We start from the raw sequence: 19,973 nt of genomic DNA, 5'->3' as shown, positions 1-19,973 counted from the left end.
GATATGATTGCCACGCTCATCCTGTCACACCCGAAAGCCGTGAAACGTGTCGGCGCTGCCCTCGCCATTCTGGTGGTTGCCGTGCTGCTCTACTGGATGGGCGTCGGTGGAGCTTGGGTTGGCAGCATATTCCCCTCGCTTCTTCCGGGCATGGAAGCGTCACCCCAAACCACGCGTGCCGTTGCCGCAATCATTTTCGCGTTGCTGATAGCCGTTAACTGGAAGCTCCTTGGACTTTTGCCGCGCACCTATCAAATCGGTGCCGTTTGGGCAGAGTTGTTTTGTTTGCTGCTTTTATTTTTCTACTCCTTTAATCTGAGTTTCTCTTTCATTGCCAAAAAGATCGGCTTTCTCATCACGCAAGGTGTCGTGACGACGCTCTATATCTCGGTCATTTCAATATTCATCGCCACCGTGATTGCACTTATCGGAGCGATCGCCAAACTTTCGAAAAACGGCGTCGTCTATGGCCTTGCCAGTTTCTACACCTCTCTGTTTCGCGGTTTGCCGCTGTTGATGCAGATTTACATTATCTATCTGGGTCTGCCCCAGGTCGGCTATGTCATCGGCGCTATTCCGGCGGGCATTCTGGCGTTGTCGCTGTGTTATGGTGCCTATATGACAGAGATTTTCCGCGCCGGTATCGAGAGTATCCCACGCGGACAAAGCGAAGGCGCAACAGCGCTCGGACTGCGACCCAATCACACGATGTTTCTGGTCATTCTACCGCAAGCCATGCGCGTAATCATTCCACCAACGGGCAACCAGTTTATCGCAATGTTGAAAGACTCCTCGCTTGTATCAGTCGTCGGTGTTTGGGAGATCATGTATCTCGCTCGCACAATGGGTCAGAAAGAGTTCCGTCACATTGAGATGCTGATCACAGCGTCGATGATCTATTGGCTCCTGTCCATTGGCCTGGAGATTATCCAAGCCCGTATCGAAGAGCGCTTCGGCAGGTCACTGAAACGCTGATGTCCTCTTTTGAAGGAAATGCCATGACACTACCCATAGTTTCCGCCGGTGAAATTGAACTGAATGGCGTCCACAAATGGTTCGGCAGTTTCCATGCGCTGGATGATATAAATCTTGTCATAGCGCCGCAGGAAAAAGTAGTAATCTGCGGCCCTTCCGGTTCAGGAAAGTCGACGCTTATCCGCTGCATCAACCGACTTGAATCGCATGAGCAAGGCAGGATCATTGTTGGCGGAATAGAGCTGACGGAAGATGAGGACCAGATTGACGAAGTCCGCCGCGAAGTCGGCATGGTCTTCCAGCATTTCAATCTTTTCCCGCATCTGACGATCCTGCAAAACTGCATCCTTGCTCCCATGTGGGTGCGTAAAATTCCAAAGAAACAGGCCATCGAAACCGCGATGCATTTTCTGGATCGGGTGCGTATCCCTGAACAGGCAGGCAAGTTTCCGGCACAGCTTTCAGGTGGACAACAGCAGCGAGTTGCGATTGCCCGCGCGCTCTGCATGACGCCGAAAGTCATGCTCTTTGACGAGCCAACATCGGCGCTCGATCCGGAGATGGTCAAGGAAGTGCTCGATACAATGGTCTCTCTTGCAAAAGAGGGAATGACGATGGTCTGCGTCACCCATGAGATGGGATTTGCCAAACAGGTCGCAGACCGTGTCATATTCATGGATCGCGGACGGATCGTTGAAGAGGGCAAGCCGCTCGAATTCTTCGACAATCCTCAAAACGAGCGAAGCAAATTATTCTTGAGCCAGATATTGCATTGAGGTCGAATTCTTACGCGAGATAAATCACGCAGGCGATGATGGCAATGAGCGCCGTTAAGACGGTCGCTGCGACGTATCGCGACTTGGCGGATGGGGCCGGTTTGGCTTCCGCGTTCTGTATGGCGGGTGCTATGTTGGAACGGATGTCCACCGATGAAGATTTGTCAGGCGGCAACGAAGTCTGGGGTGGAGCGGCAAGAGGTTTCTGATTGATTGATTTCGAATTGGCACCCAGCTCTACCGAATTTGGCCTTTGCTTGTCGTCGAGAATTTCGTGTTTGCGTTGGCGTGTGGCACCGTCCGCCGCGCGTTCGAATTTTCGCATGGCATTTTCATCATTCCAATTGCTTTCGAGCGCCTGCTGCGATCCCGCATTGTTGATGGACTGAACCAAGAAACCGTCCTTTCTGGATAGTTATGGCTGAACGTCTTACCTCTGCTGTTGGAATGATGACGAGAACCTGTCCGATTGGCAAATATATTTTGTCAGGCCGTCAATTCTAATTTGCCCTATGTCATAAAACTGTGAGGCACATCTTCCATGTTTCTCCTGCCGTTGCCGGTGAGTCCCACGCGTTCTTTCGCGTAGCAGCAACATTCCGATTTCCCCATCAGGCAGGAGAACGCGATGTCTTTTCGTATAGATGTAGATGGTAAGAACCGCTTTGATGCCAATGGCAACAAGATACCGCTGACCTCTACGCAACAACAGCAACTCTTCGTGGAGCAAATCAGGCAGGCTGTGCGCGAACGTGCGCAGGCAGGCGGGCCAAGCTCATTCGACCCCGAGAAAGAAAAGCTGATCGTGGTTCAGCCGGGTGATAGTCTTTGGGAAATCGCCAAGGATAACAATGTGCGGTTTGGCGACGTAGTTGAGGCAAACAAGGGACTTCACGACAATCAAGTGGATTTGGTCAATCCGAATGACATCATCATCATTCCTCATATTGCGCCGGATCTGGCTGCGGACACCGTCAAGGACAGCAAGGGCGTACCGGCGGGCGAGGCTGCTTTCAAGAACGAGCTTTATGAGCGCGGAAATAATCTTCAATATGCAGATGATCCATCCAAGACCGATTTTCCTGGTGAAACCAAAGGCATACAGCAGGATGTAGGGGCCTATCTCGATGGGCTTCCGGCAGGTGAACGGCAGGCCGCCGTTTCAAGGCTCATTGGAAACAAAAGCGATTGGCAGGATGCAAGTCCGGCGCTGAGCGCGATAGAAGCCGCTGCCACAGAGAGGCATTTGATCGCCGATCCTCAGGAAGCCTTTGCAAAGGAAATCTATGCGACAGGCAACAAGCTGCAATATTCCGATAATCCAAACACTGACTATAAGGCCGGAACCGCAAATATTGCAGCGGATGTAAAGGACTATCTTCAAGACATTCCGGAAGGCGAGCGCACCAAATCCCTTCAGGCGCTTTACGATCGCGACTGGACCGATGCGGGACCGTCGCAAGTCGCGCTGGAAAACACGGCCAAAGAGCTTGGCATAACACTGCGTCCTTCGACCCATCATGGACCCGAAATCGAGTCGCAGGCACGGCGGATTATTGACGATGCGAAGGCAGCGGGCAAACCGGATGAAGCGTTCAATGCGTTAAATGCCGTCTATGGCAAAGCGCCGGCAGAAGTGCAGGCTGCAATTGACGGCAATGCCGATGCCAAAGGGCTCATCAGCAATGCTGCGACTTGGGCGACAGAGAGGCTCAAGGATTATGATCCTGAAAAGGCGATCAGCGATCAAGGCGATAGTGCGGAATCCATGCGCAAACTGGAAGCCTTGACCAAAAATGCGGATCCACAGCTGGCAGCGCAATTGATGCTTGATGCTTTGCCGACGATAGAGGCTGCAAACGCACGCAAGCAGGAGAAGATTGGTGGTGACCTCATTGGCCTGGAGGGGCAGCAAAATCTCAATATGATTCTTGGTCGAATCGGTGACACGCCAAAAGGCCAGATCGTCATCGACCACTTTATAGACATGGATGTTGGAAACCCCACATCGATGCGTATGGCGATCATTTCAGGCTCAGGCCTTGATTTTCCGATCGAACGAGCTGCGACGTCTCCCTCAAGTGCCTATCTGGAGAACACGATCCTCCCGAGTGTCGTTGAATTCTCCAAAGGTTCTGTGAATGGCAGTGTCGACAAATACTCCGCCCATATGCAGGAGCTCCAATGGCTGATCGCAAATCACGGCGCCACAATGACGCCGGAACAGCTTGAGAAAGCTATTACGGATTATGAAGCGGAGAAGGGTCAGGGCTGGACAGATCAGAAGCTGGCGCTGGAAAATGATGTTGCCGCAAAGGGCAATCAACTTCTCAATCAGATAAGCCAATTGGGAAATCTGCCGCCGGAGCTGTCTGCTCAACAGGGCGCTGCCGATGAAAAAATCAAGGAAATCCTTTCCGACGACAAATCAGTCATGGCTATGCAGGTCGCGCTGAAGAATGATCCGGCGCTACTGGATAAACCTGCTGTTGTTTCCCTGTTATCCCATCAGGCACGCTTGACGGATCGTGGCCGGAAACTTGCAGAAGAAGCAATGACGCAGATCGTGCGCCGGACGGTCTTGCCGTCATTCGGGAATCTCAATCCGAACGACCCTGCCAGCATTGAGCGAGCCAAGGCTGGCATAGCGTCCTTGCACAATTCTCCTGCTGCCAAATTGCTTGGCATACCCGACGATGAATTCAAGAAAGCACTGAGCGCAGTCGAGGAGGCACTTCCGGCAGCGGGTGATACTGAAGCCCAAATGGTCCAGAAGTTGAAAAACCTCGACGCCAGGTTGACTGACACAAATGATGGCATGAAGTCGTTCAAGAATACGACAGTTCCCGGCCAGATGTTGCGCTTGATTGGACTGGCCGCCGTGGGCGTGGGGTTGGCCTCGACATTGAGTCGAACGGGTCAGGACCCATTGATGAAGTTCAAGGTCTTCATCGATGCTGCCGGTGTGGGGCAGCGCACCATCGAATTGCTCAATGGCTTTCAGCAGATCAACCCGGATTCAATGGCCGTGAAACATTTCGGCAGCAGCAGCACGACCGCCGCAAAGTGGTTGGGGTCGGTTGGTGCAAGCTTCGATCTGGTGCTGGCGACGCGCTCCTATATGGGCGGTGACTGGCAGATGGGTACATTACAGGCCGCTGCTGGTGCAGGTGGTATACTCGCCGCTTTCGGGACTGGATCTATGGCAGGACCGGTTGGTCTGGTCATTGTAGGAGCTGCGGTCATTGGCCAGATGCTTCTTACGAATACCCGCCAGTCGAATATCTATATGACAGACACCTCCATGCGGTTTTTGCAGCACGCCCAATTATCGCAAGAAACCGCGAAGACACTGGTTGATCAGAGCGGCGAAGGGTTCAGTCCTGTTCCATTGCTTGTGAAATATGCAGAGCTGAAGGGCTACAAGCTTGATCAGCCCGCAGACCTTCAAAGCTTCGTCAGCTGGCTCAATGCCATACCGCAAGACAAGCTCGCTACACTGCGTGATAATCTGCATCATACGCTTGATGGTCTGAATGGGGACGTTTCCCGCTTTCCCGCCACCGCGGAAGGGGATGCAAACTACACTGATCCGCAAAAGCTCAATCACCGCACACAAAGCGCCTCGGGCAAAGCTGCGGTGACGCTTCCAAGTCTTGCCGACAAGATCAATGACGGTGATGCGAGCCCTCAATCCGTAGCGCAGATTGATGCCACCCTCCGGCAGCTTGGCATATCCGTGGCCTGAGGCTATGAGCCTCAGGGTGCTTTTTGGGGTACGCCATCCACGAGCGAACGCATGATGTCCGAGGTTCCCCGGAGGTCCTTTAACTCTGACATCATGTAGGGCACCAGATAGGAAATATAGAGCACCATCAACACGGCAAAAAGCAGGTTCTTGATGGCAAGCGACAGATCGAAAACATGCAGCTGCGGCGACATGCGCGAAAGATAGGCCAGCATCAAATCAGTCAAGAGCAGGGCAAGAACGATAGGTGCAATCAAAATGACCGCGATTTGCATGATGCGGTCCAGAACCCCGAGCAGGGCGGGAATGGCATTCACGTTGATCACCGGGGCGAATTTGACCGCGGGCCACAATTCATAGCTTTTATAGAAGCCATCGACGAGCAGCAGAAACCCGCCTGACATAAAGAACAGCGCGAGCAGGGCAAAGACAAGAAGAGTTCCGGCAATGCTGGTTTCGCTCACTTGCAAAGGGTCGATCAACTGTGCCGATGTCGAGCCACGTTGCAAATCGACCAGATCGCCTGCAACCTCTGCGCCCCAGAACGGGATGCCGAAGGCGATGCCGATGATCATGCCGACAATCAGTTCTTTAACGAGCAGACCGGTAATAAGCAGGCTGCCGAGCTGCCCTTCGGCAAGAATTCCATTCAGCACCCCGGGGACAGCCGGAATACAGATCGCCACCGCAACGCTGGAGCGGATCATTCCAGTCAGTCCCAGCCGGATGAAGGCGGGCGTGACCATGATCATGCCCAGCGCGCGGGCAACGCTTATGGCCATTGCAACGAGCAAGGGATAGGCGAGGGCAAGGAAGGACGATGTGCTGGAGATAGCGTCCATATTCCGCTAACGCGTCATTGCCGGAAAACTGTCAAGCACATGACTTGCCAGATTGGCGACCTGCACGGCAAGTGTCGGCCCAAGCACAATGAGGGTAAGCATGACGGCAACAAGCTTCACCGCCTGTGGCAATGTCTGATCCTGAATCTGTGTCAGCGCCTGTATCAGGCCCACACTGATGCCAATGATAATGGCGATCCCCAATGCCGGTGCCGAAGCAAGCAGAACCGTCAAAAGCGCATTCTGCATCTGTGCAAGAAAAGCGGTCTGACCCACAGCTACGTGCCTCCATAACTTAGTATGAGACCATGCATCAGGCGGGACCAGCCATCGACTGCCACAAAGAGAAAGATCTTCAAAGGTATCGAGATCAGGGTCGGCGACACCATCATCATGCCCATCGCCATCAACACGTTCGAGACGATCAGATCGATGACCAGAAACGGCAGATAAAGCAGGAAGCCGATCTCGAATGCGCGAGTGAGTTCCGAGCTTACGAACGCCGGAATGAGCACAAGCAGACTGTCCGGCTTGAGGTCAGCGCGCGCTTCAGGCGACCACACATTCTCGGTTGCCTGCAGGAAGAACTGACGCTCGTTTTCATTGGTGAACTTGGAAAGATGAGCTTGCAAGGGCGGTCGCAGGGCTTCTGCGGCAGCCCTCATACTATCCATTGATTGCGTGTCGACCTGCTGGGCTTCCAGAATGCGATACATCTCGCCCACGAGCGGCGTCGTTACATATACGGTCAGGATCAGTGCGATGCCGTACAGGACCAGATTGGGTGGCGATTGCTGGATACCCAAGGCGTTGCGAATGAGAAACAGCACGATGGAGATCTTGAGAAATCCCGTCATTGTCACCACGGCAAGCGGGATCAGCCCGATAACCGAGACAACAATGATGATGGGTATGAGATTGGTCTGATACTCACCCAAGCCGGACGACCCTTACGCCCAGTCCAGCGCCGATCTTGACCAGTTCGCCGCTGCCAACCAGACGGCCATTGGCCAATATGTTCACGGCATTTGAAGTGCTGGCGGCAACGGGCAGGACACTGCCTTCACCGAGCTTGCGAATTTCACTCAAAGGCAGTTCGCAGCGGCCGATTTCAAAGACCAGCTCTACCGGGAGGTCGTCAACTTGTTCGAATCCTGCCGATCCGGAAGGGTTGGTATAGGATTGCGACATGGTCGAAGTCTCCCCATTCTTTGCGGGCAGGCTCCACCCGCTGGTAAGTCTGTGTGTCTGTCCGTCCGGTGTAATTGAAGCAGTGAACCGTCCCGAGAGAATGGCAATGGGATCGGCCTCCGATGATTCCCTGCGCAGGATCACATCACCGGCTTTAAGACCGCGCAATTCTGCCATCGTCAGGACCTGCGTTCCGGCGCAAAGCTGCACCGGAAATTCGATACGCGACAGCAGTTCCGTCGCCTCGGGAGCATGAGTTTGCTTGATCGCACTGCCAAGAAGCTTTGCGGAATCACGCGTCAGGTGCAATTCAGCATTACGCGGGTAATCGTCGAAATCGAGAACCCACGGCAAGATGATGTCGTAATCCGCGACCTCCTCCTGATCGCCGAAACGAATGGGATATCCGATGATCTCCTCGAGCCGGTCCAATTGTTCCGAAAGAACATGTTCGATCAGGATGGTACGCTGGCGTGGCTCAAGACCGGCGATCATTTTGGTGATGCCGAATCCCTGAACAAGACGCTCAAGCGTGCCTGCCGACAATACCAGTTTACAGGCCCATGGCCCTATGGCGACCGGCACCGTAACTGGATTGAGAAGGAGCGAAGCATTGTCGGCCAGATACATGCCGATTTCAGGCCCGCTCCTGGTCAACTGTACGGAAATGGGTTTCCTCGGAAACATATTCAAAATGGCAATATGATCCGGGTTGACTGAAGGTAGCCAGTCAAGGGGCTCCTTTGCGTCCAAGGGCCGGGTTTTTGAGAATGTTTGCGTCTCTGCGAGCATGTTCATCCTCAAAGTCCCTTGTGAACTGATGATGCGGGCCTCTGCTGGTCCTCATCCTCCAGTTCCGTCATCAAACCGGCCCGTTTGTCCTTTTTGACGCCCTGTTTCTCGAGAAGAAGCTCGAGCTTGTCATGCTGCCGGAGCCTGGAAAGATGTTCGGCGGCTTTTTCGCGGGCCTTATCTGCTTCTTCAACCAGTTTGACCTTTGCCTGCGCCTCCATCTGCTGGAGATGGGCAGCCTGATAGGTCAATGCGGACAGAGCGTCCTGATAATCATCAAGTGCCTGACGGCCGAGCAAACCGCCGGACATTTGGTCATACATTGCCGTTTCTCGGCTGAGGCGACTTTCATCATTCTGGATGATGCGCTCTGCTGCCGCGTCCACGGCCATTGATGCAGTTCTCTCGGCATTTTGCTGACGAATGGAGGCCTCTTCGGCAAGTCTTGTGCGCAATTTGCGCAGCTCCATGAGCTTTTTCAGGTTCTTTTCCTGGCTCATGCGAGAAGTCCCTGCAATTGCAGTTCAGTCTCGGCAAGTCCGAAATGTTCGTCGCTGCCTTGCCGGAGAAATTGCTCGATCTGCGCATGGCGGTCCAGCGCTGCGTCCGAGCGCGGATCTGCTCCGCGCTTATATTCCCCGACGCGCAACAGCAGCTCTATATCTTCATAGCGCGCCATGAGATCGCGGACTTGAGCTGCGTTGGCACGGTGGGTTTTACTGGCAACCGCATCCATCAGGCGGCTGCGGCTTCGCAAAACATCAATGGCAGGAAAATGGTTGCGTTGGGCAAGTTCACTGCTCAGAACAATATGTCCGTCAAGAATAGCCTTTGTTTCTTCGGCCACAGGATCAAGTGTTCCGTCGCCTTCGGTGAGCACCGTGTAAAGGCCGGTAATGGATCCACCAAGGCCCGGCCCGGCGCGCTCAAGCAAGCGCGGCAAAGCGGCAAACAGGGAAGGGGGAAAACCTCGCCGCGTCGGTGGTTCCCCTGCCGCAAGGCCGATCTCGCGCTGCGCACGGGCAAAGCGGGTCACGCTGTCCATCAGCAGCAACACATGCTGGCCCTGATCTCTGAAATATTCAGCGATTGCCGTGGCGCCATAGGCTGCTTTGACCCGCTCGATGGCAGGACGATCAGAGGTTGCAACAACAACAACGGAACGTTTCCGGCCTTCTTCGCCGAGCTGAATATCGATAAATTCCCGCACCTCGCGTCCGCGTTCGCCGATCAACGCGATCACGATAACGTCTGCCTGTGTGCCGCGTACAATGCTGGAAAGCAGCGATGATTTACCGACGCCAGCTTCACCGAATATGCCGATGCGCTGCCCGCGTGCCACTGTAAGAAGACCATCAATAGCCTTCACACCCAGCTGCAGCGGATACTGGATTAGGTCGCGTTGCAATGGCTGGAGAGGAACATTGTGCGTGGGATAATAAGTGCCGGTATACAGGGCTGTGGGCAGGCCCGTGCGGCTGAGAACTTCACCAAGCGGATTGAGAACGCAGCCCAGCAATTCCGGTCCTACCGGAATCTGCAATGTATGGCCGGTGGGTATCACCTCCGCCCGTGTAGACATGCCGTCGAGATCGCCGATTGGCGTGAGAACGGCCTCCTCGTCATGAAAGCCAACCACTTCGGCGGGGACGATTTTTCCCGACACGGGGTCACGCAGATGGCAATATTCACCAATGCGCACCATCGAAACCGTTGCATGCACGATAATGCCGGTAATCTTGCGAATACGGCCCCGGACAGGGCGCGTATCAGCCTTGGCCGCGCTGTCCTGCAGCCGGCCCATGAGTTGGCTGAGATCGGGCGGATTGAACTCTCGTTTCATTCCGCCGCTCCCTCCTGTCGCCGGGGTGCGACAAGGGCCTCACGGATGGCGGCAAGTTGCGTTTCCAGTCCCGCATCAACGACTGCTATCGCATTTGAAAGCACACATTTGGTGCCGCTCAAACGGGGATCGGGAAGAACCGTGATGTTCAGCGAAGGATTGACATAGTCAGAGGCGATCCGCCGGGCTACGTCTTCGGCAATGTCCGGAGCGACAGTTATCGTGATGTCCCGCTCACGTTGAAATCCCTGCAATGCATGTTGTGCAAGTTTTGCAACCAGTTCCGCATCGTCGAACTTGCCGAAAATCCTTGAGATGATGGAAAGGCTGAGGTCAACAAGCTGCCGGTCAAGCCCGGCAACATAATCATTGACGCGGGCGGTTGTTGTCGTCAGCAAGGCCGAAGCCTCAAGCGCTCCTTGCTGGAATCCCGCCTGATAACCCTCCTTGCGGCTTGTCTCTTGAATCCCATGGATCTTTTCCATCTGGGCAATAGCTTCGGCTCTGGTCGCTTCGACAAAAGCAAAGCCGTCGATCCAGTGCTTAACATCCTGCTCGCGAATAATCTTTGATCCGGGCATCGTCGGCAACTGGCTCATCACACTGCCTCTTGTGCGGGTGAAGAGTCTGGATTTACCGCAAGCCTTCGCATGATCGCTGCGCCAAGGGCACGCTGTTTTGCGTCCGGAAATGGGATGAGAGAACGGTCATTGGCATGTTTCAGGCGGGCCCATGCGCCGATCGCCGCCGGCAGTGCTGCATGCCAGCTCGCAAGGCATCGATAACCGTCGGCCTCAAGATTGGCTTCCAAAGCATCGAGGCTGTCCGGGGAAGGCAGGTTGCCTGCCAGATCGCGGTTGGCAAGCGCTGCCTGAAACGCGACCTCACCGATGCGCCGCTTTATCTCGGTTACCTCATTGGTGCGGATTTCGCTGGCCAGAAATTGTGCCCAGAAAACTGCACCGGCAAGAGGGATCAAAGCCGCAATCTGATCGGCCCGGATAGAAATCAGATGAACGTCAGCCGGGTCAATGCTCATCGGCGCTGGCAATTCCGGCAATGCGAAACGATCCATCAGCAGTGATGTCAGCTGCCTCTGTACCCTTCTCGATGCCTGAAGTTGCGCCGCTACGTCTGATGAAATCACACCGTCATAGCAGGCAACAATACGCTCCGGGTGGACGAGCTTCGCGGGAGTTGAAATAAGACTGTTCCAATCCGGCTGTCCGGATGGAGCGCTTGCTGCTTCGTTGGCCGAACCCAGACCCTCGCTCACTTGGCGGGTCCCACAGGTACAAGCGGATAGACCCGTCTGCGCTTCTTTTGCCAGAACAGGTAGCCGAGCGCTCCGCCAAGACCGAGTACCGCGATGAGCAAGAGACCGAAAAGCCATTTGGCTTTCGCGGCGCTGGCCGGGAGCATCCATATGCCGAGGAATGATGTGAGTTCAGTATTGGTGCCTATAGCGGGACTTGTCATTGCGACCACAGGTATGACGGACACTTTTTCATAGGTAAGTCCGGCAATACCATTTGCTACAAGGGTTTTGATCTGCGGTATCAGCGTATTGATATCCAGATTGGGTTCGTGCCGGATAAAAACCGAGGCTGAAGCGGGAACTGCATTGCGTTGCAGCGGATCATTATCCGGCAGAACCACATGGACCCGGGCGGAAACAACTCCATCAATCTCCGACACAGTGCGGGATAGTTCCTCGCTCAGCGCAAAGATCATCTGCGCTCTTTCCTGGACAGGAGAGGCGACGAGTCCTTCCTGTTTAAAGACGCTGCCCATCGTCGCAAATTGCGTTTTGGGGAGACCGGCCTCGTTGAGAACTGAAACTGCCTGCGCGAACTGGTCTTCATCGACCGTCACAGAAAGCTTGCCATTCTTTTGCAGAACGCGGCCCGCGGGGATGCCCTTCTGGAGCAGGGCGGCAACCATGGCATTGGCCTCCCGCTCTTCGAGATTGGTATAAAGATCCTCTTTACATGCCTGCAGGGCGAGGCAAGTCATCGCCACGATCAGGCATCGTTGTACCGGGCTAATCTCCATGCGAAGCTTACTGACCTTTGACAAGTGTATTTGCTGCGCCTGTTATTTGCGTTGTTCCACGCACGACCATCTGTGTTTCAATCGAATGATCGAACACAGTGCCCAATTCCTGTACGACACGAGCAATGGCATCGCCTTCCACCTTGGCGGATTTTTCGCCATTGCTTCCCGTGCTGGTGAAGGATTGCAGCGAGGTGCCCTTATCCGTTTCATTCGTGCGATTGACGAATTTCCCGCTGCGCTCGACAAACCCTTTCAGGTCCTCAACCAGTGAGCGCCCGAGGTCGGCCGGACTTGCACCCTGTGGCAGCGTCTGGATATTGCGGGACATATGCTCGAAAAGATTTTGCGAAGCGACAGATTGGGTCGCTGTCGCATCTGCCTGCACTGTTGCGGCTACGGCTGCCGAGACTGCTGTCATAACAAATTCTCCATCTGATCCGGACTTTCAGCGATAGGGCTCATTCGTCCTCGGACATGGCTTCGTTCAACATTTCATTGGCGATTTTCATCATTTCCTGGCCAATCAGCGAGGTGCCGCCACTCATCACAGCTTGATTCAGCGCTTCTTCAAATTGCTGCTGTTGTTCCGAAGGTGTCGGCTGATTGGCTGGCTGCTGCGTAACATTGGAAATCTGTGGGGTAGCCATTACTGCTCTCCTGTCTGCTGTTCGGCACCCGCTGATATTTGTCGGCGCGCGCTGTTCTGTCCTGTATTTCGCGGTTCGGATTGGGCAACTTCTTCTACGACTTCGTTTTTCTGTCCGCCGCGGAACACGCGTACGCGAGGATCGTCCGCTGTGGCTTGGGGTGGTGGCTGAACTGTCGAAACGACCTGCTGAACCATGGCGATAAAAGCGGGAGGGCCGGAAACGCGCAGCGCCGGGGCGTTCGGGGTGGACTTGATGGAGAAGCGATCATCCATGAGATCAAGACGCTGAACCTCATCAACAACCATCCCGCCATTTGCCCGGCCAAGGTCGATAATCTGGGTGGCGAATTCTTCGTTGGAATTCATGTGAAGTATTGATCCGTCATAGTACCAGATCAATCCGTTTGCTTCGGCCAGGCGTGTCAGGAAAGCGCCGGCCGTATCGGCGCGCACTTCACCTCGCACCTGACCGCGTATCTTGTCCGAAAGCGCAACGGGAACACCGAGGTTGCGGCCGAATTCTTTCAGCGCGTCGCGAATATCCTGATTGATCAGTACATAGGAATATCGCTTGCCGAACCATTCGGGTGCCGCTGCAAATGCCAAATCGCAGGACGTAAAAACGAGGCCTGCTGTGGCAATCGACACAACGAGCCTTCGCATATGCCCAACGGTCATCGGAAAAGTCATGCGAAAGCACCCTCTAATGCGAAGTGTCACATTTACCTCTATAACAGCAATGAATCAGATGCAACGCAACTATAAACTAAATGTAGTTTGACCCTACTGACATTTTTTGTCAGTAGTAACATCATGTATTGCGAATAGTTCAAATTTTGAATTAGTTTTGATCTTGCGGCGCAAAAAATTGTACTGATACGATTCCGATATCAACTATCGTTACGTTTTGTAATATGAACTGAACTTTGTTAAATTGCCTTCTCTATTTTTTCATACTATCACCGATTACTAGCCAGTTCGCTTAGTCTTATGCCCCGGCTGGCGCCGAGACAGTATAATTCGGTTTGGATTTCTATAGATGAGTGTCAATCTCAAGGAGAAATAGCATGGCTGTTCAAGGTGTTGGTGGAGCGACGGGCTCGGATGCTTCAATCGGAAAGATGGAAGCAGCTTTTGACAAGGCGATCGAAAAGTCCGCAAAAATCACCGAAATCACGACTGAAAAGAAGGTCGCACTTGATGCTGCCAAGCAGCGTCCAAACAACTGATTTTTAAAATTTGCGCAGGTGGCAAATGTGTCATCTGCGCAAATTTCTATTGCCGGTCGGGCGCCTTTTGCCAGTTTGAGCCCGATGTAAAGACGCATGCGAATACTTCAAATACTTTACAAACGAGGCAAACGTCATGGGCTCCATTGTTCGATTTCAAGAACCAAAACCAGCATTGTTACTCCGGGTAACGGCGGGTGTTCATGATGGCGTACTGCTCCCGCTGGAAGGCAATGCCTATCGCCTGGGATCAGCGGCAGATTGTGACCTGACGCTTAGCGACCGCGATGTCGGTGCTCATCACATGACGCTCCAGCTTCAAGGTTCGAATGTACTGATCGAGGCCATTGACGGCGATGTCGTCATTGATGATGACACGCTTGTGCCGGCTGGCCATGGCGTGCGTTCTCCCTTGCCTTTCGAATTTCAGATCGGTGGCGCAACGATCGAACTGTCCTCACCCGTGCCTGAGGGCGATTCATTGCGGAAAATGCCAAGAGCCAGCTGGATCGCCATTGGCGGCGGCGCGCTGACGCTTTTGACGATTGCTGCCGTCCAGGCAGGGGTCGGGGATTTCCTTGGTTCGAACAATGCTGCTGTTGCCCATCTTTCGGCCAAACATGGTCAGGTCATCGAGAGCGTTCATGCTCCTGCTGCTGATGAACCGGTGGCGGCGTCGCTCAAGACCAGACTTGCAGAAAATGGCCTTTCCGGTCTCAAAGTTGATGCGGACGGGACGCGTTTGACAGTGTCGGGCGAGTTGACCGCAGACGAGAACAAGGCCTGGGCCAATATCCAGAACTGGTTCGATCGCACCTACGGCGGAACCTATGTCCTGACCAGCATGGTCGGGGCTATGGCGCCCAAAGTGCAACCCAAATTCAATTTGCAGGCTGTGTGGTTCGGGGATGCGCCCTACGCCATCAGTTCAGATGGAACGCGGCTCTATAAGGGAGCTGCGCTCGAAGATGGCTGGATCATCAAGGACATTCGTGACGGACGCCTGACCGCGGCCCGTCAGGGCGAAGAGTTTGTCCTGACGTTCTAGAGTTCTGCCTTAATGCGCATAACCCCAGGAATTGTAAATGATTTTTGGAAGGACTTATGCGCCGGATAAATAATTGCTGCGTCTTTTGTATGTGGAGACAAAACGCAGTGATGGGGGATGCGAATGGCACTTGACGTTCGTCGGCAGGAAGATCGGATTCGGGCGCAGCTCGGGTCAGTTTCCGCACGTCCCGATGCCACGAGGGTCGAGCAGGCACAATCCAAAGCATTCGACGCATCCCTGGCTCGCTCCGAGCAGGCAGCGCGGCGCGCCAAAGAACCATTCATCGGCCAGATAGGACGGCTGCGAAAGCCAAAACTGGCAAATCCCGGCGTGTTCGATTTGGCGCGATCGCAGGAGATTCTGGACTATCTCATCAATGATCTGCTGCCGGAGCTGGATATTGACGAGGAAATCGCTGCCATCACCGCATCAATGCTGACGGAAGAGATAGAGAGCAGGCGTGAATTGCAGGAACGGCTCAGTCTTGCGCAAAATCAGGCATTGGGCCAGTGACTCAGCAGCGCCGGGACAGTGTCGAATTTCTTCATGGGCTCGGTTATCTCTATTGCAGGGCGGGGCAGCCCGAACGCGGATTGGTGTTTCTGCTACTGGCCGCAAAGATTGCCCCGCATGAAACGTCAATCCTCAAATCCCTGGCGGCGGTCTTTGTCGAAACCGAATCCGCCACGCGCGCGCTGACTGCCATTGATCGAATCGAAGATATTGAAGGTACAGTTGCCCCTGGTCTTTCCCTTCTCAAAAGCAGGGCGCAGTGGCTTCGCGGCGAACATGACCGGGCCCGCGAGACGTTTCAGGATTATGTAGAACGAAGGCGGTCGGCATGAATATTCTCGCCTCGCTCAATCGCTTTGCGCGGGTGGCCTCCAAGCGCTCGGACATTGTCATTGCGGCTTTCATGCTGATTGCCATCATCATGATGATCATTCCGCTGCCGACATTTCTTGTCGACATGTTGATTGGTATGAACATCGCTTTCAGCCTGCTTATCTTTGTTGTGGCCTTCTATATCTCGAAGCCCGTGCAGTTTTCGGCTTTGCCGTCAATTATCCTGCTTGGCACGCTTTTTCGTCTTTCGCTTTCGATTACCACGACGCGTTTGATTCTGCTTCAGGCCGATGCCGGCCAGATCGTTGCCGCCTTTGGTGATTTCGTTGTGGGCGGCGAGGTCGTGATCGGTCTTGTTGTCTTCCTGATCATCACCATTGCCCAGTTTGTCGTGATTACAAAAGGCGCCGAGCGCGTGGCCGAAGTCGGTGCGCGCTTTGCTCTTGATGCCATGCCCGGCAAACAGATGAGCATTGATAGCGAGGCGCGCAGCGGCGATATAGATCAGGCCGAGGCAAAGCGCAGGCGTCAGGGTCTCGAGCGCGAGAGCCAGTTCTATGGCTCCATGGACGGCGCCATGAAATTCGTCAAAGGCGACGCAGTTGCCGGGTTGATCATCATTGCGATCAATCTCATCGGCGGCCTTGCCATCGGTACATTGCAACATGGCCTGCCGTTCGGCGAGGCAGCGCATACCTATTCGCTGCTGACTGTCGGCGATGGTTTGATTTCGCAAATACCGGCGCTGATGATGGCAGTCGCCGCAGGCATGGTGGTGACCCGGGTAACCTCTGACCGGGACGAGGATCTGGGCAGCGAGATCATTGGCCAGCTGGGTGCAAACCATCGTGCTCTCGCCCTGGCGGCGGTTATTCTTTTCGGCTTTGGCGTCGTTCCGGGGTTCCCGACCTTCGTGTTCTGGACACTCTCGGCACTGGCAGGCGGACTTGCCTATGTCGTGCACAAGAGGGCTGGCGGCCAGGATACCGATGACGACAATGCCGGCAATGTCCTTCAGATCGGCAATATAACCAAGCCGCCACTGACACTGGCAGACGGGCAAACAGGACTTCTGCCCGGCTCGCAGCGCCTGGTCCTTTGCCTTGGTTCGCATCTGGCGGAGACTGCGGCGCTTCCGGTATTGCAAGAGAACATTGAACAGGTCCGCGCCAACGTCCTTACCGATATCGGTGTGCGTGTTCCGCAGATCGGCATTCGCACCGATCCGACGCTGGAACCTGACCAGTTCCGCATCGATCTTGAAGGCGTTCCGGTCACGGACGGAATAATCTTTATCGATCAGATTCTGGTGACGGATGAAACAGTTCATCTCGAACTCATGTCCATCCCCTATCAGGTGCGCCCCGTTCTTATCGGACGGAACGATTCCGTGTGGGTTATGCAAAACCACAGGCAGACATTGGAAGATGCCGGCATAACATTCCATGAGCCCGTTGCGGTTTTGATGGAGGTTCTGACCCGCTCTGTGCGCCGTTATGCATCCGACTTCATTGATGTGCAGGAGGTTCGTTTTCTCCTGTCGCAGGTTGAGGAGGATTACGGCGATCTGGTCAAGGAAGCCGTAGGCGTTTCATCTCTGCAGAAAATCTCCGAGGTTCTTCGCAGGCTGGTTGAAGAGGATATCCCGATCACCAATCTGCGTGTCATCCTGCAGGCCATCGTCGAATGGGGACCGCAGATCCAAAGCCCCTATGTGCTGGCCGAGTATGCGCGTATCGGATTGGCAAGGCAGATTTGCCACCGGCATTCGGAAATGAACCGGATCGTTTCTGCCTATCTGCTGACGCGGGAAACCGAAGATGCAGTCCGTGCCAGCGTGAATCAGGGGCCGGGCAACCCTTCGATCAATATTCCCGAAGATATATCCCGTCCCATCATCGAGCAGCTGAAAAGCCGGTTCAATGGCAGGGATACGGATATCGTCAGAACAGTGCTGACAACAATGGATATTCGCCGTCCTATCAGAAATCTCCTGATACGAAACGATATCAATCTGCCGGTTCTTTCCTACCAGGAAATCTCGCCGGAATTCAGTGTGCAGTCTCTTGGCTATATCTCGCTACCGGCCTCCGGCCAGATGCGGCAGATCGGGGCAGGGGCAAATGAGTAAGCGTTCAGTCAGTTTCCGTAACCAGCAACATCAGAATGTGGTGGACAATTACCCTATGCTCATACTGAATTCCTTTAAAAGGATCCGGCCGGCACGTTTGCCGGCGCCCATATTTATGCTCGCTGTGCTCTTTTCGTTTCTTGCCTGTCTGCATCCAGCTTCCGCTCAGGTCAAAGTGGATGCCACTGCGGGACAGGTGCTCAAGCTCAGCATGGGACAGGGACAGATATTGCGTTTCGACCAGCCGGTTGAATCGGTCTTTCTGGCCGATACGACCATTGCCGATGTTCGGGTCGTCTCGCCTGGAGCGGTCTATATTTATGGAACGAAAATCGGCAACACCAATCTGATCGCGCTCAGCCCCGATCAGGGCACGCGCGGGACTGTCCAGATACGTGTTGTCGGCAATCCAAAAGAAGCGCAGCAGTCGGCCAAGGTGCTGCAACCGACCTCCACGGTGGATATTACCCTGTTCGGTGAGCAATATGTCGGCAAAGGCCAGACGAACAATGTGGGCGAGGCGCTGGACACGGACAATGTGCTTCAAAGCTATTCCAAACCTGACAAGCCCGCGCTCAACAATACAACAATTTCGGGTCCAAATCAGGTCAATATCCGCGTGCGGTTTGCCGAAGTGGCACGCAATGAGCTTGCGCGCTACGGTGTCGATTGGAGTGCGGTCGTCAATAGCGGCTCGTTCTCCTTTGGTCTTGTCAGAAGCGGTAATGTTGCCAGCCGGGATGGTGCAACTGCAATTGGTGTGAATAGCCGCAACGTCAATGTCGGCGTGCTTCTGGATGCATTGAAGGACAATGGCGTCCTGACGATCCTTGCAGAACCCAATATCACCGCCGTCACGGGACAAACGGCAAGCTTTCTTGCCGGTGGTGAAATCCCGGTTCCGATTCCGGTAGGAAACGACCAGATCGGCATCGAGTACAAGCAGTTCGGCGTGTCCTTGCAATTCACACCGACACTTCTGCCAAATGATCGCATTGCCTTGCAGGTGAGGCCGGAAGTCAGCAGCGTTTCGCAGGATAGCGTGGTGTCCATCGGCGGACTGGTTGTGCCATCCCTGCGCATCAGGCGTGCCGATACCACCGTGGAAGTCGGAAGCGGCCAGACATTTGCCATTGCCGGTCTGTTCCAGCGCCAGGAAACGCAATCGATCAACAAGACACCGGTCGTCGGTGATGTGCCGATCCTCGGAGAATTGTTCAAGTCGAAGCGTTTCCAGCGCAACGAGACGGAGTTGGTCATTTTGATCACGCCCTATCTCGTCGAGCCCACATCCTCCCGCAATCTAAAAACACCGCTGGACAGCCCGTCGGGTGCAATCTCGTCGCCGCGCAAAAAGTCCAGGAAGGTCGTCAATCAGGGGTATGGTTTCTATGTTGAATAATCGACCAATGTCCCCCAATTGCTTTGGCCTCAAACTGTTGGTTCTGACCGGTGTGGTGGCTCTTTCCGGCTGCATGGGTACCAAGATCCAGCCCTATTCGCCAAACTACAGCTATATCGACGCTGGCGGCACTTCGCGGCCGGGCGTGGTCAGAAAAGGGTATGACAGTGAACGGGCCGCCATGCTCGTTCCCGATGCCTGTATCACGCTCGATACGGGTGAATACCCGATGTATCTGCCGTCGGGCTGCGCAAACAATCTCAATTTGCAGCACATGGCGGCCAAGAAGCAGGACTTGATGCGTGGCCGGGAGATGGGGCCAGCCATGGCTGCGCCTGTCGCCCGCGCCGCACAGAATTACATTGAAGGAACCGACCCTGAAACCAGACGCCGCCGCCTTCCGGCGGATGAGGCAAACCGGTCAACCCAATGAGGATTAT

The 19,973-nt window shown here is 54.5% G+C and carries 22 protein-coding genes and 1 pseudogene; 10 read left to right on the top strand and 13 right to left on the bottom strand.

Annotation, left to right across the window (positions count from 1 at the left end; genetic code table 11):
• Nucleotides 1–3: 3 nt before the first annotated feature.
• Both V9K95_RS16430 and V9K95_RS16425 read left to right on the top strand, forming a co-directional pair.
• A complete protein-coding gene (locus tag V9K95_RS16430) occupies nucleotides 4–975 on the top strand; it encodes an ABC transporter permease subunit (RefSeq protein WP_115055035.1) in 972 nt (323 codons plus the stop codon).
• 53 nt (nucleotides 976–1,028) lie between these two features.
• Nucleotides 1,029–1,751 (top strand): annotated as a pseudogene (locus V9K95_RS16425) (amino acid ABC transporter ATP-binding protein); the annotation flags it as partial.
• Between the two features lie 10 nt (nucleotides 1,752–1,761).
• On the opposite strand, the gene V9K95_RS16420 reads toward V9K95_RS16425, so the two are convergent.
• On the bottom strand, nucleotides 1,762–2,145 hold the full coding sequence (locus V9K95_RS16420; RefSeq protein WP_115055036.1) for a hypothetical protein: 384 nt from the start codon (nucleotides 2,143–2,145) through the stop codon (nucleotides 1,762–1,764).
• A 234-nt stretch (nucleotides 2,146–2,379) separates the two neighbouring features.
• Between V9K95_RS16420 and V9K95_RS16415 the strand changes: the two genes are divergently transcribed.
• A complete protein-coding gene (locus V9K95_RS16415; RefSeq protein WP_336441478.1) occupies nucleotides 2,380–5,499 on the top strand; it encodes a LysM peptidoglycan-binding domain-containing protein in 3,120 nt (1,039 codons plus the stop codon).
• An 11-nt stretch (nucleotides 5,500–5,510) separates the two neighbouring features.
• Here the strand turns inward: V9K95_RS16415 and sctT are convergent, their stop codons facing one another.
• The 12 genes from sctT to V9K95_RS16355 are packed head-to-tail and all read right to left on the bottom strand — an operon-like array spanning nucleotide 5,511 to nucleotide 13,564.
• Nucleotides 5,511–6,341: a type III secretion system export apparatus subunit SctT gene (sctT, locus tag V9K95_RS16410; RefSeq protein ID WP_115055038.1), complete on the bottom strand. Its 831-nt coding sequence runs from the start codon at nucleotides 6,339–6,341 to the stop codon at nucleotides 5,511–5,513.
• A gap of 6 nt (nucleotides 6,342–6,347) precedes the next feature.
• The gene (locus V9K95_RS16405; RefSeq protein WP_115055039.1) at nucleotides 6,348–6,617 is read right to left on the bottom strand and encodes an EscS/YscS/HrcS family type III secretion system export apparatus protein; all 270 of its coding nucleotides are present in this window, start codon (nucleotides 6,615–6,617) and stop codon (nucleotides 6,348–6,350) included.
• Nucleotides 6,618–6,619: 2 nt separating this feature from the next.
• Nucleotides 6,620–7,279 carry a type III secretion system export apparatus subunit SctR gene (gene sctR / locus V9K95_RS16400; RefSeq protein WP_115055040.1) on the bottom strand — a complete coding sequence of 220 codons (660 nt, stop codon included), beginning with the start codon at nucleotides 7,277–7,279 and terminating at the stop codon, nucleotides 6,620–6,622.
• Nucleotides 7,272–8,330 (bottom strand): type III secretion system cytoplasmic ring protein SctQ, encoded by a 1,059-nt coding sequence (gene sctQ, locus V9K95_RS16395; RefSeq protein WP_336441479.1) that lies wholly within the window; start codon nucleotides 8,328–8,330, stop codon nucleotides 7,272–7,274. The genes sctR and sctQ overlap by 8 nt, the downstream gene beginning before the upstream one ends.
• Before the next feature lie 2 nt (nucleotides 8,331–8,332).
• The gene (gene sctO, locus V9K95_RS16390; RefSeq protein ID WP_336441480.1) at nucleotides 8,333–8,824 is read right to left on the bottom strand and encodes a type III secretion system stalk subunit SctO; all 492 of its coding nucleotides are present in this window, start codon (nucleotides 8,822–8,824) and stop codon (nucleotides 8,333–8,335) included.
• On the bottom strand, nucleotides 8,821–10,167 hold the full coding sequence (locus tag V9K95_RS16385) for a FliI/YscN family ATPase (protein ID WP_336441481.1): 1,347 nt from the start codon (nucleotides 10,165–10,167) through the stop codon (nucleotides 8,821–8,823). Before V9K95_RS16385 ends, sctO begins: the two co-directional genes overlap by 4 nt.
• Nucleotides 10,164–10,766, bottom strand: a complete 603-nt coding sequence (locus V9K95_RS16380; RefSeq protein WP_115055044.1) for a FliH/SctL family protein — start codon at nucleotides 10,764–10,766, stop codon at nucleotides 10,164–10,166. Before V9K95_RS16380 ends, V9K95_RS16385 begins: the two co-directional genes overlap by 4 nt.
• Nucleotides 10,766–11,443 (bottom strand): type III secretion protein, encoded by a 678-nt coding sequence (locus tag V9K95_RS16375; protein ID WP_336441482.1) that lies wholly within the window; start codon nucleotides 11,441–11,443, stop codon nucleotides 10,766–10,768. Before V9K95_RS16375 ends, V9K95_RS16380 begins: the two co-directional genes overlap by 1 nt.
• Nucleotides 11,440–12,246, bottom strand: coding sequence for a type III secretion system inner membrane ring lipoprotein SctJ (gene sctJ / locus V9K95_RS16370; RefSeq protein ID WP_442958576.1), 807 nt, complete (start codon nucleotides 12,244–12,246; stop codon nucleotides 11,440–11,442). The genes V9K95_RS16375 and sctJ overlap by 4 nt, the downstream gene beginning before the upstream one ends.
• Nucleotides 12,230–12,643: a hypothetical protein gene (locus tag V9K95_RS16365; protein WP_336441483.1), complete on the bottom strand. Its 414-nt coding sequence runs from the start codon at nucleotides 12,641–12,643 to the stop codon at nucleotides 12,230–12,232. The genes sctJ and V9K95_RS16365 overlap by 17 nt, the downstream gene beginning before the upstream one ends.
• A gap of 40 nt (nucleotides 12,644–12,683) precedes the next feature.
• Nucleotides 12,684–12,872 (bottom strand): hypothetical protein, encoded by a 189-nt coding sequence (locus tag V9K95_RS16360; RefSeq protein WP_115055048.1) that lies wholly within the window; start codon nucleotides 12,870–12,872, stop codon nucleotides 12,684–12,686.
• Nucleotides 12,872–13,564 carry a type III secretion protein gene (locus V9K95_RS16355; RefSeq protein ID WP_336441484.1) on the bottom strand — a complete coding sequence of 231 codons (693 nt, stop codon included), beginning with the start codon at nucleotides 13,562–13,564 and terminating at the stop codon, nucleotides 12,872–12,874. The genes V9K95_RS16360 and V9K95_RS16355 overlap by 1 nt, the downstream gene beginning before the upstream one ends.
• A gap of 377 nt (nucleotides 13,565–13,941) precedes the next feature.
• On the opposite strand from V9K95_RS16355, the gene V9K95_RS16350 reads away from it, so the two are divergent.
• The 7 genes from V9K95_RS16350 to V9K95_RS16320 all read left to right on the top strand — a co-directional run bounded on the left by V9K95_RS16350 (nucleotide 13,942) and on the right by V9K95_RS16320 (nucleotide 19,966).
• Nucleotides 13,942–14,103 carry a hypothetical protein gene (locus V9K95_RS16350; RefSeq protein WP_307277448.1) on the top strand — a complete coding sequence of 54 codons (162 nt, stop codon included), beginning with the start codon at nucleotides 13,942–13,944 and terminating at the stop codon, nucleotides 14,101–14,103.
• A gap of 136 nt (nucleotides 14,104–14,239) precedes the next feature.
• Nucleotides 14,240–15,151 (top strand): SctD/MshK family protein, encoded by a 912-nt coding sequence (locus V9K95_RS16345; RefSeq protein WP_307277450.1) that lies wholly within the window; start codon nucleotides 14,240–14,242, stop codon nucleotides 15,149–15,151.
• A gap of 123 nt (nucleotides 15,152–15,274) precedes the next feature.
• On the top strand, nucleotides 15,275–15,667 hold the full coding sequence (locus tag V9K95_RS16340) for a hypothetical protein (RefSeq protein WP_307277453.1): 393 nt from the start codon (nucleotides 15,275–15,277) through the stop codon (nucleotides 15,665–15,667).
• Complete coding sequence (locus tag V9K95_RS16335; protein WP_336441485.1) at nucleotides 15,664–15,999, top strand: type III secretion protein; 336 nt, start codon at nucleotides 15,664–15,666, stop codon at nucleotides 15,997–15,999. The genes V9K95_RS16340 and V9K95_RS16335 overlap by 4 nt, the downstream gene beginning before the upstream one ends.
• Complete coding sequence (gene sctV, locus V9K95_RS16330) at nucleotides 15,996–18,131, top strand: type III secretion system export apparatus subunit SctV (protein WP_336441486.1); 2,136 nt, start codon at nucleotides 15,996–15,998, stop codon at nucleotides 18,129–18,131. The genes V9K95_RS16335 and sctV overlap by 4 nt, the downstream gene beginning before the upstream one ends.
• Nucleotides 18,132–18,246: 115 nt before the next feature.
• On the top strand, nucleotides 18,247–19,533 hold the full coding sequence (locus V9K95_RS16325) for a type II and III secretion system protein family protein (protein WP_307277461.1): 1,287 nt from the start codon (nucleotides 18,247–18,249) through the stop codon (nucleotides 19,531–19,533).
• Entirely contained in the window at nucleotides 19,523–19,966 is a 444-nt protein-coding gene (locus V9K95_RS16320) for a hypothetical protein (protein ID WP_337345114.1), read from the top strand. The genes V9K95_RS16325 and V9K95_RS16320 overlap by 11 nt, the downstream gene beginning before the upstream one ends.
• The last annotated feature ends 7 nt before the right edge of the window (nucleotides 19,967–19,973 follow it).

The organism is Phyllobacterium sp. CCNWLW183 (genome assembly GCF_037203775.1).
In the GTDB taxonomy this organism is placed as follows: Bacteria; Pseudomonadota; Alphaproteobacteria; order Rhizobiales; family Rhizobiaceae; genus Phyllobacterium; species Phyllobacterium ifriqiyense.
This window is presented reverse-complemented; position numbering and strand designations above follow the sequence as displayed.

Bases quoted from the DNA above. Each gene is read 5' to 3' on its own strand.
- V9K95_RS16385 (WP_336441481.1), bottom strand. From the start codon at position 10,167: ATGAAACGAGAGTTCAATCCGCCCGATCTCAGCCAACTCATGGGCCGG.
- sctT (WP_115055038.1), bottom strand. From the start codon at position 6,341: ATGGACGCTATCTCCAGCACATCGTCCTTCCTTGCCCTCGCCTATCCC.
- V9K95_RS16340 (WP_307277453.1), top strand. From the start codon at position 15,275: ATGGCACTTGACGTTCGTCGGCAGGAAGATCGGATTCGGGCGCAGCTC.
- sctO (WP_336441480.1), bottom strand. From the start codon at position 8,824: ATGAGCCAGGAAAAGAACCTGAAAAAGCTCATGGAGCTGCGCAAATTG.
- V9K95_RS16365 (WP_336441483.1), bottom strand. From the start codon at position 12,643: ATGACAGCAGTCTCGGCAGCCGTAGCCGCAACAGTGCAGGCAGATGCG.
- V9K95_RS16430 (WP_115055035.1), top strand. From the start codon at position 4: ATGATTGCCACGCTCATCCTGTCACACCCGAAAGCCGTGAAACGTGTC.
- V9K95_RS16360 (WP_115055048.1), bottom strand. From the start codon at position 12,872: ATGGCTACCCCACAGATTTCCAATGTTACGCAGCAGCCAGCCAATCAG.
- sctQ (WP_336441479.1), bottom strand. From the start codon at position 8,330: ATGAACATGCTCGCAGAGACGCAAACATTCTCAAAAACCCGGCCCTTG.
- V9K95_RS16355 (WP_336441484.1), bottom strand. From the start codon at position 13,564: ATGACTTTTCCGATGACCGTTGGGCATATGCGAAGGCTCGTTGTGTCG.
- V9K95_RS16320 (WP_337345114.1), top strand. From the start codon at position 19,523: ATGTTGAATAATCGACCAATGTCCCCCAATTGCTTTGGCCTCAAACTG.
- V9K95_RS16350 (WP_307277448.1), top strand. From the start codon at position 13,942: ATGGCTGTTCAAGGTGTTGGTGGAGCGACGGGCTCGGATGCTTCAATC.
- sctV (WP_336441486.1), top strand. From the start codon at position 15,996: ATGAATATTCTCGCCTCGCTCAATCGCTTTGCGCGGGTGGCCTCCAAG.
- V9K95_RS16345 (WP_307277450.1), top strand. From the start codon at position 14,240: ATGGGCTCCATTGTTCGATTTCAAGAACCAAAACCAGCATTGTTACTC.
- V9K95_RS16415 (WP_336441478.1), top strand. From the start codon at position 2,380: ATGTCTTTTCGTATAGATGTAGATGGTAAGAACCGCTTTGATGCCAAT.
- V9K95_RS16325 (WP_307277461.1), top strand. From the start codon at position 18,247: ATGCTCGCTGTGCTCTTTTCGTTTCTTGCCTGTCTGCATCCAGCTTCC.
- V9K95_RS16380 (WP_115055044.1), bottom strand. From the start codon at position 10,766: ATGAGCCAGTTGCCGACGATGCCCGGATCAAAGATTATTCGCGAGCAG.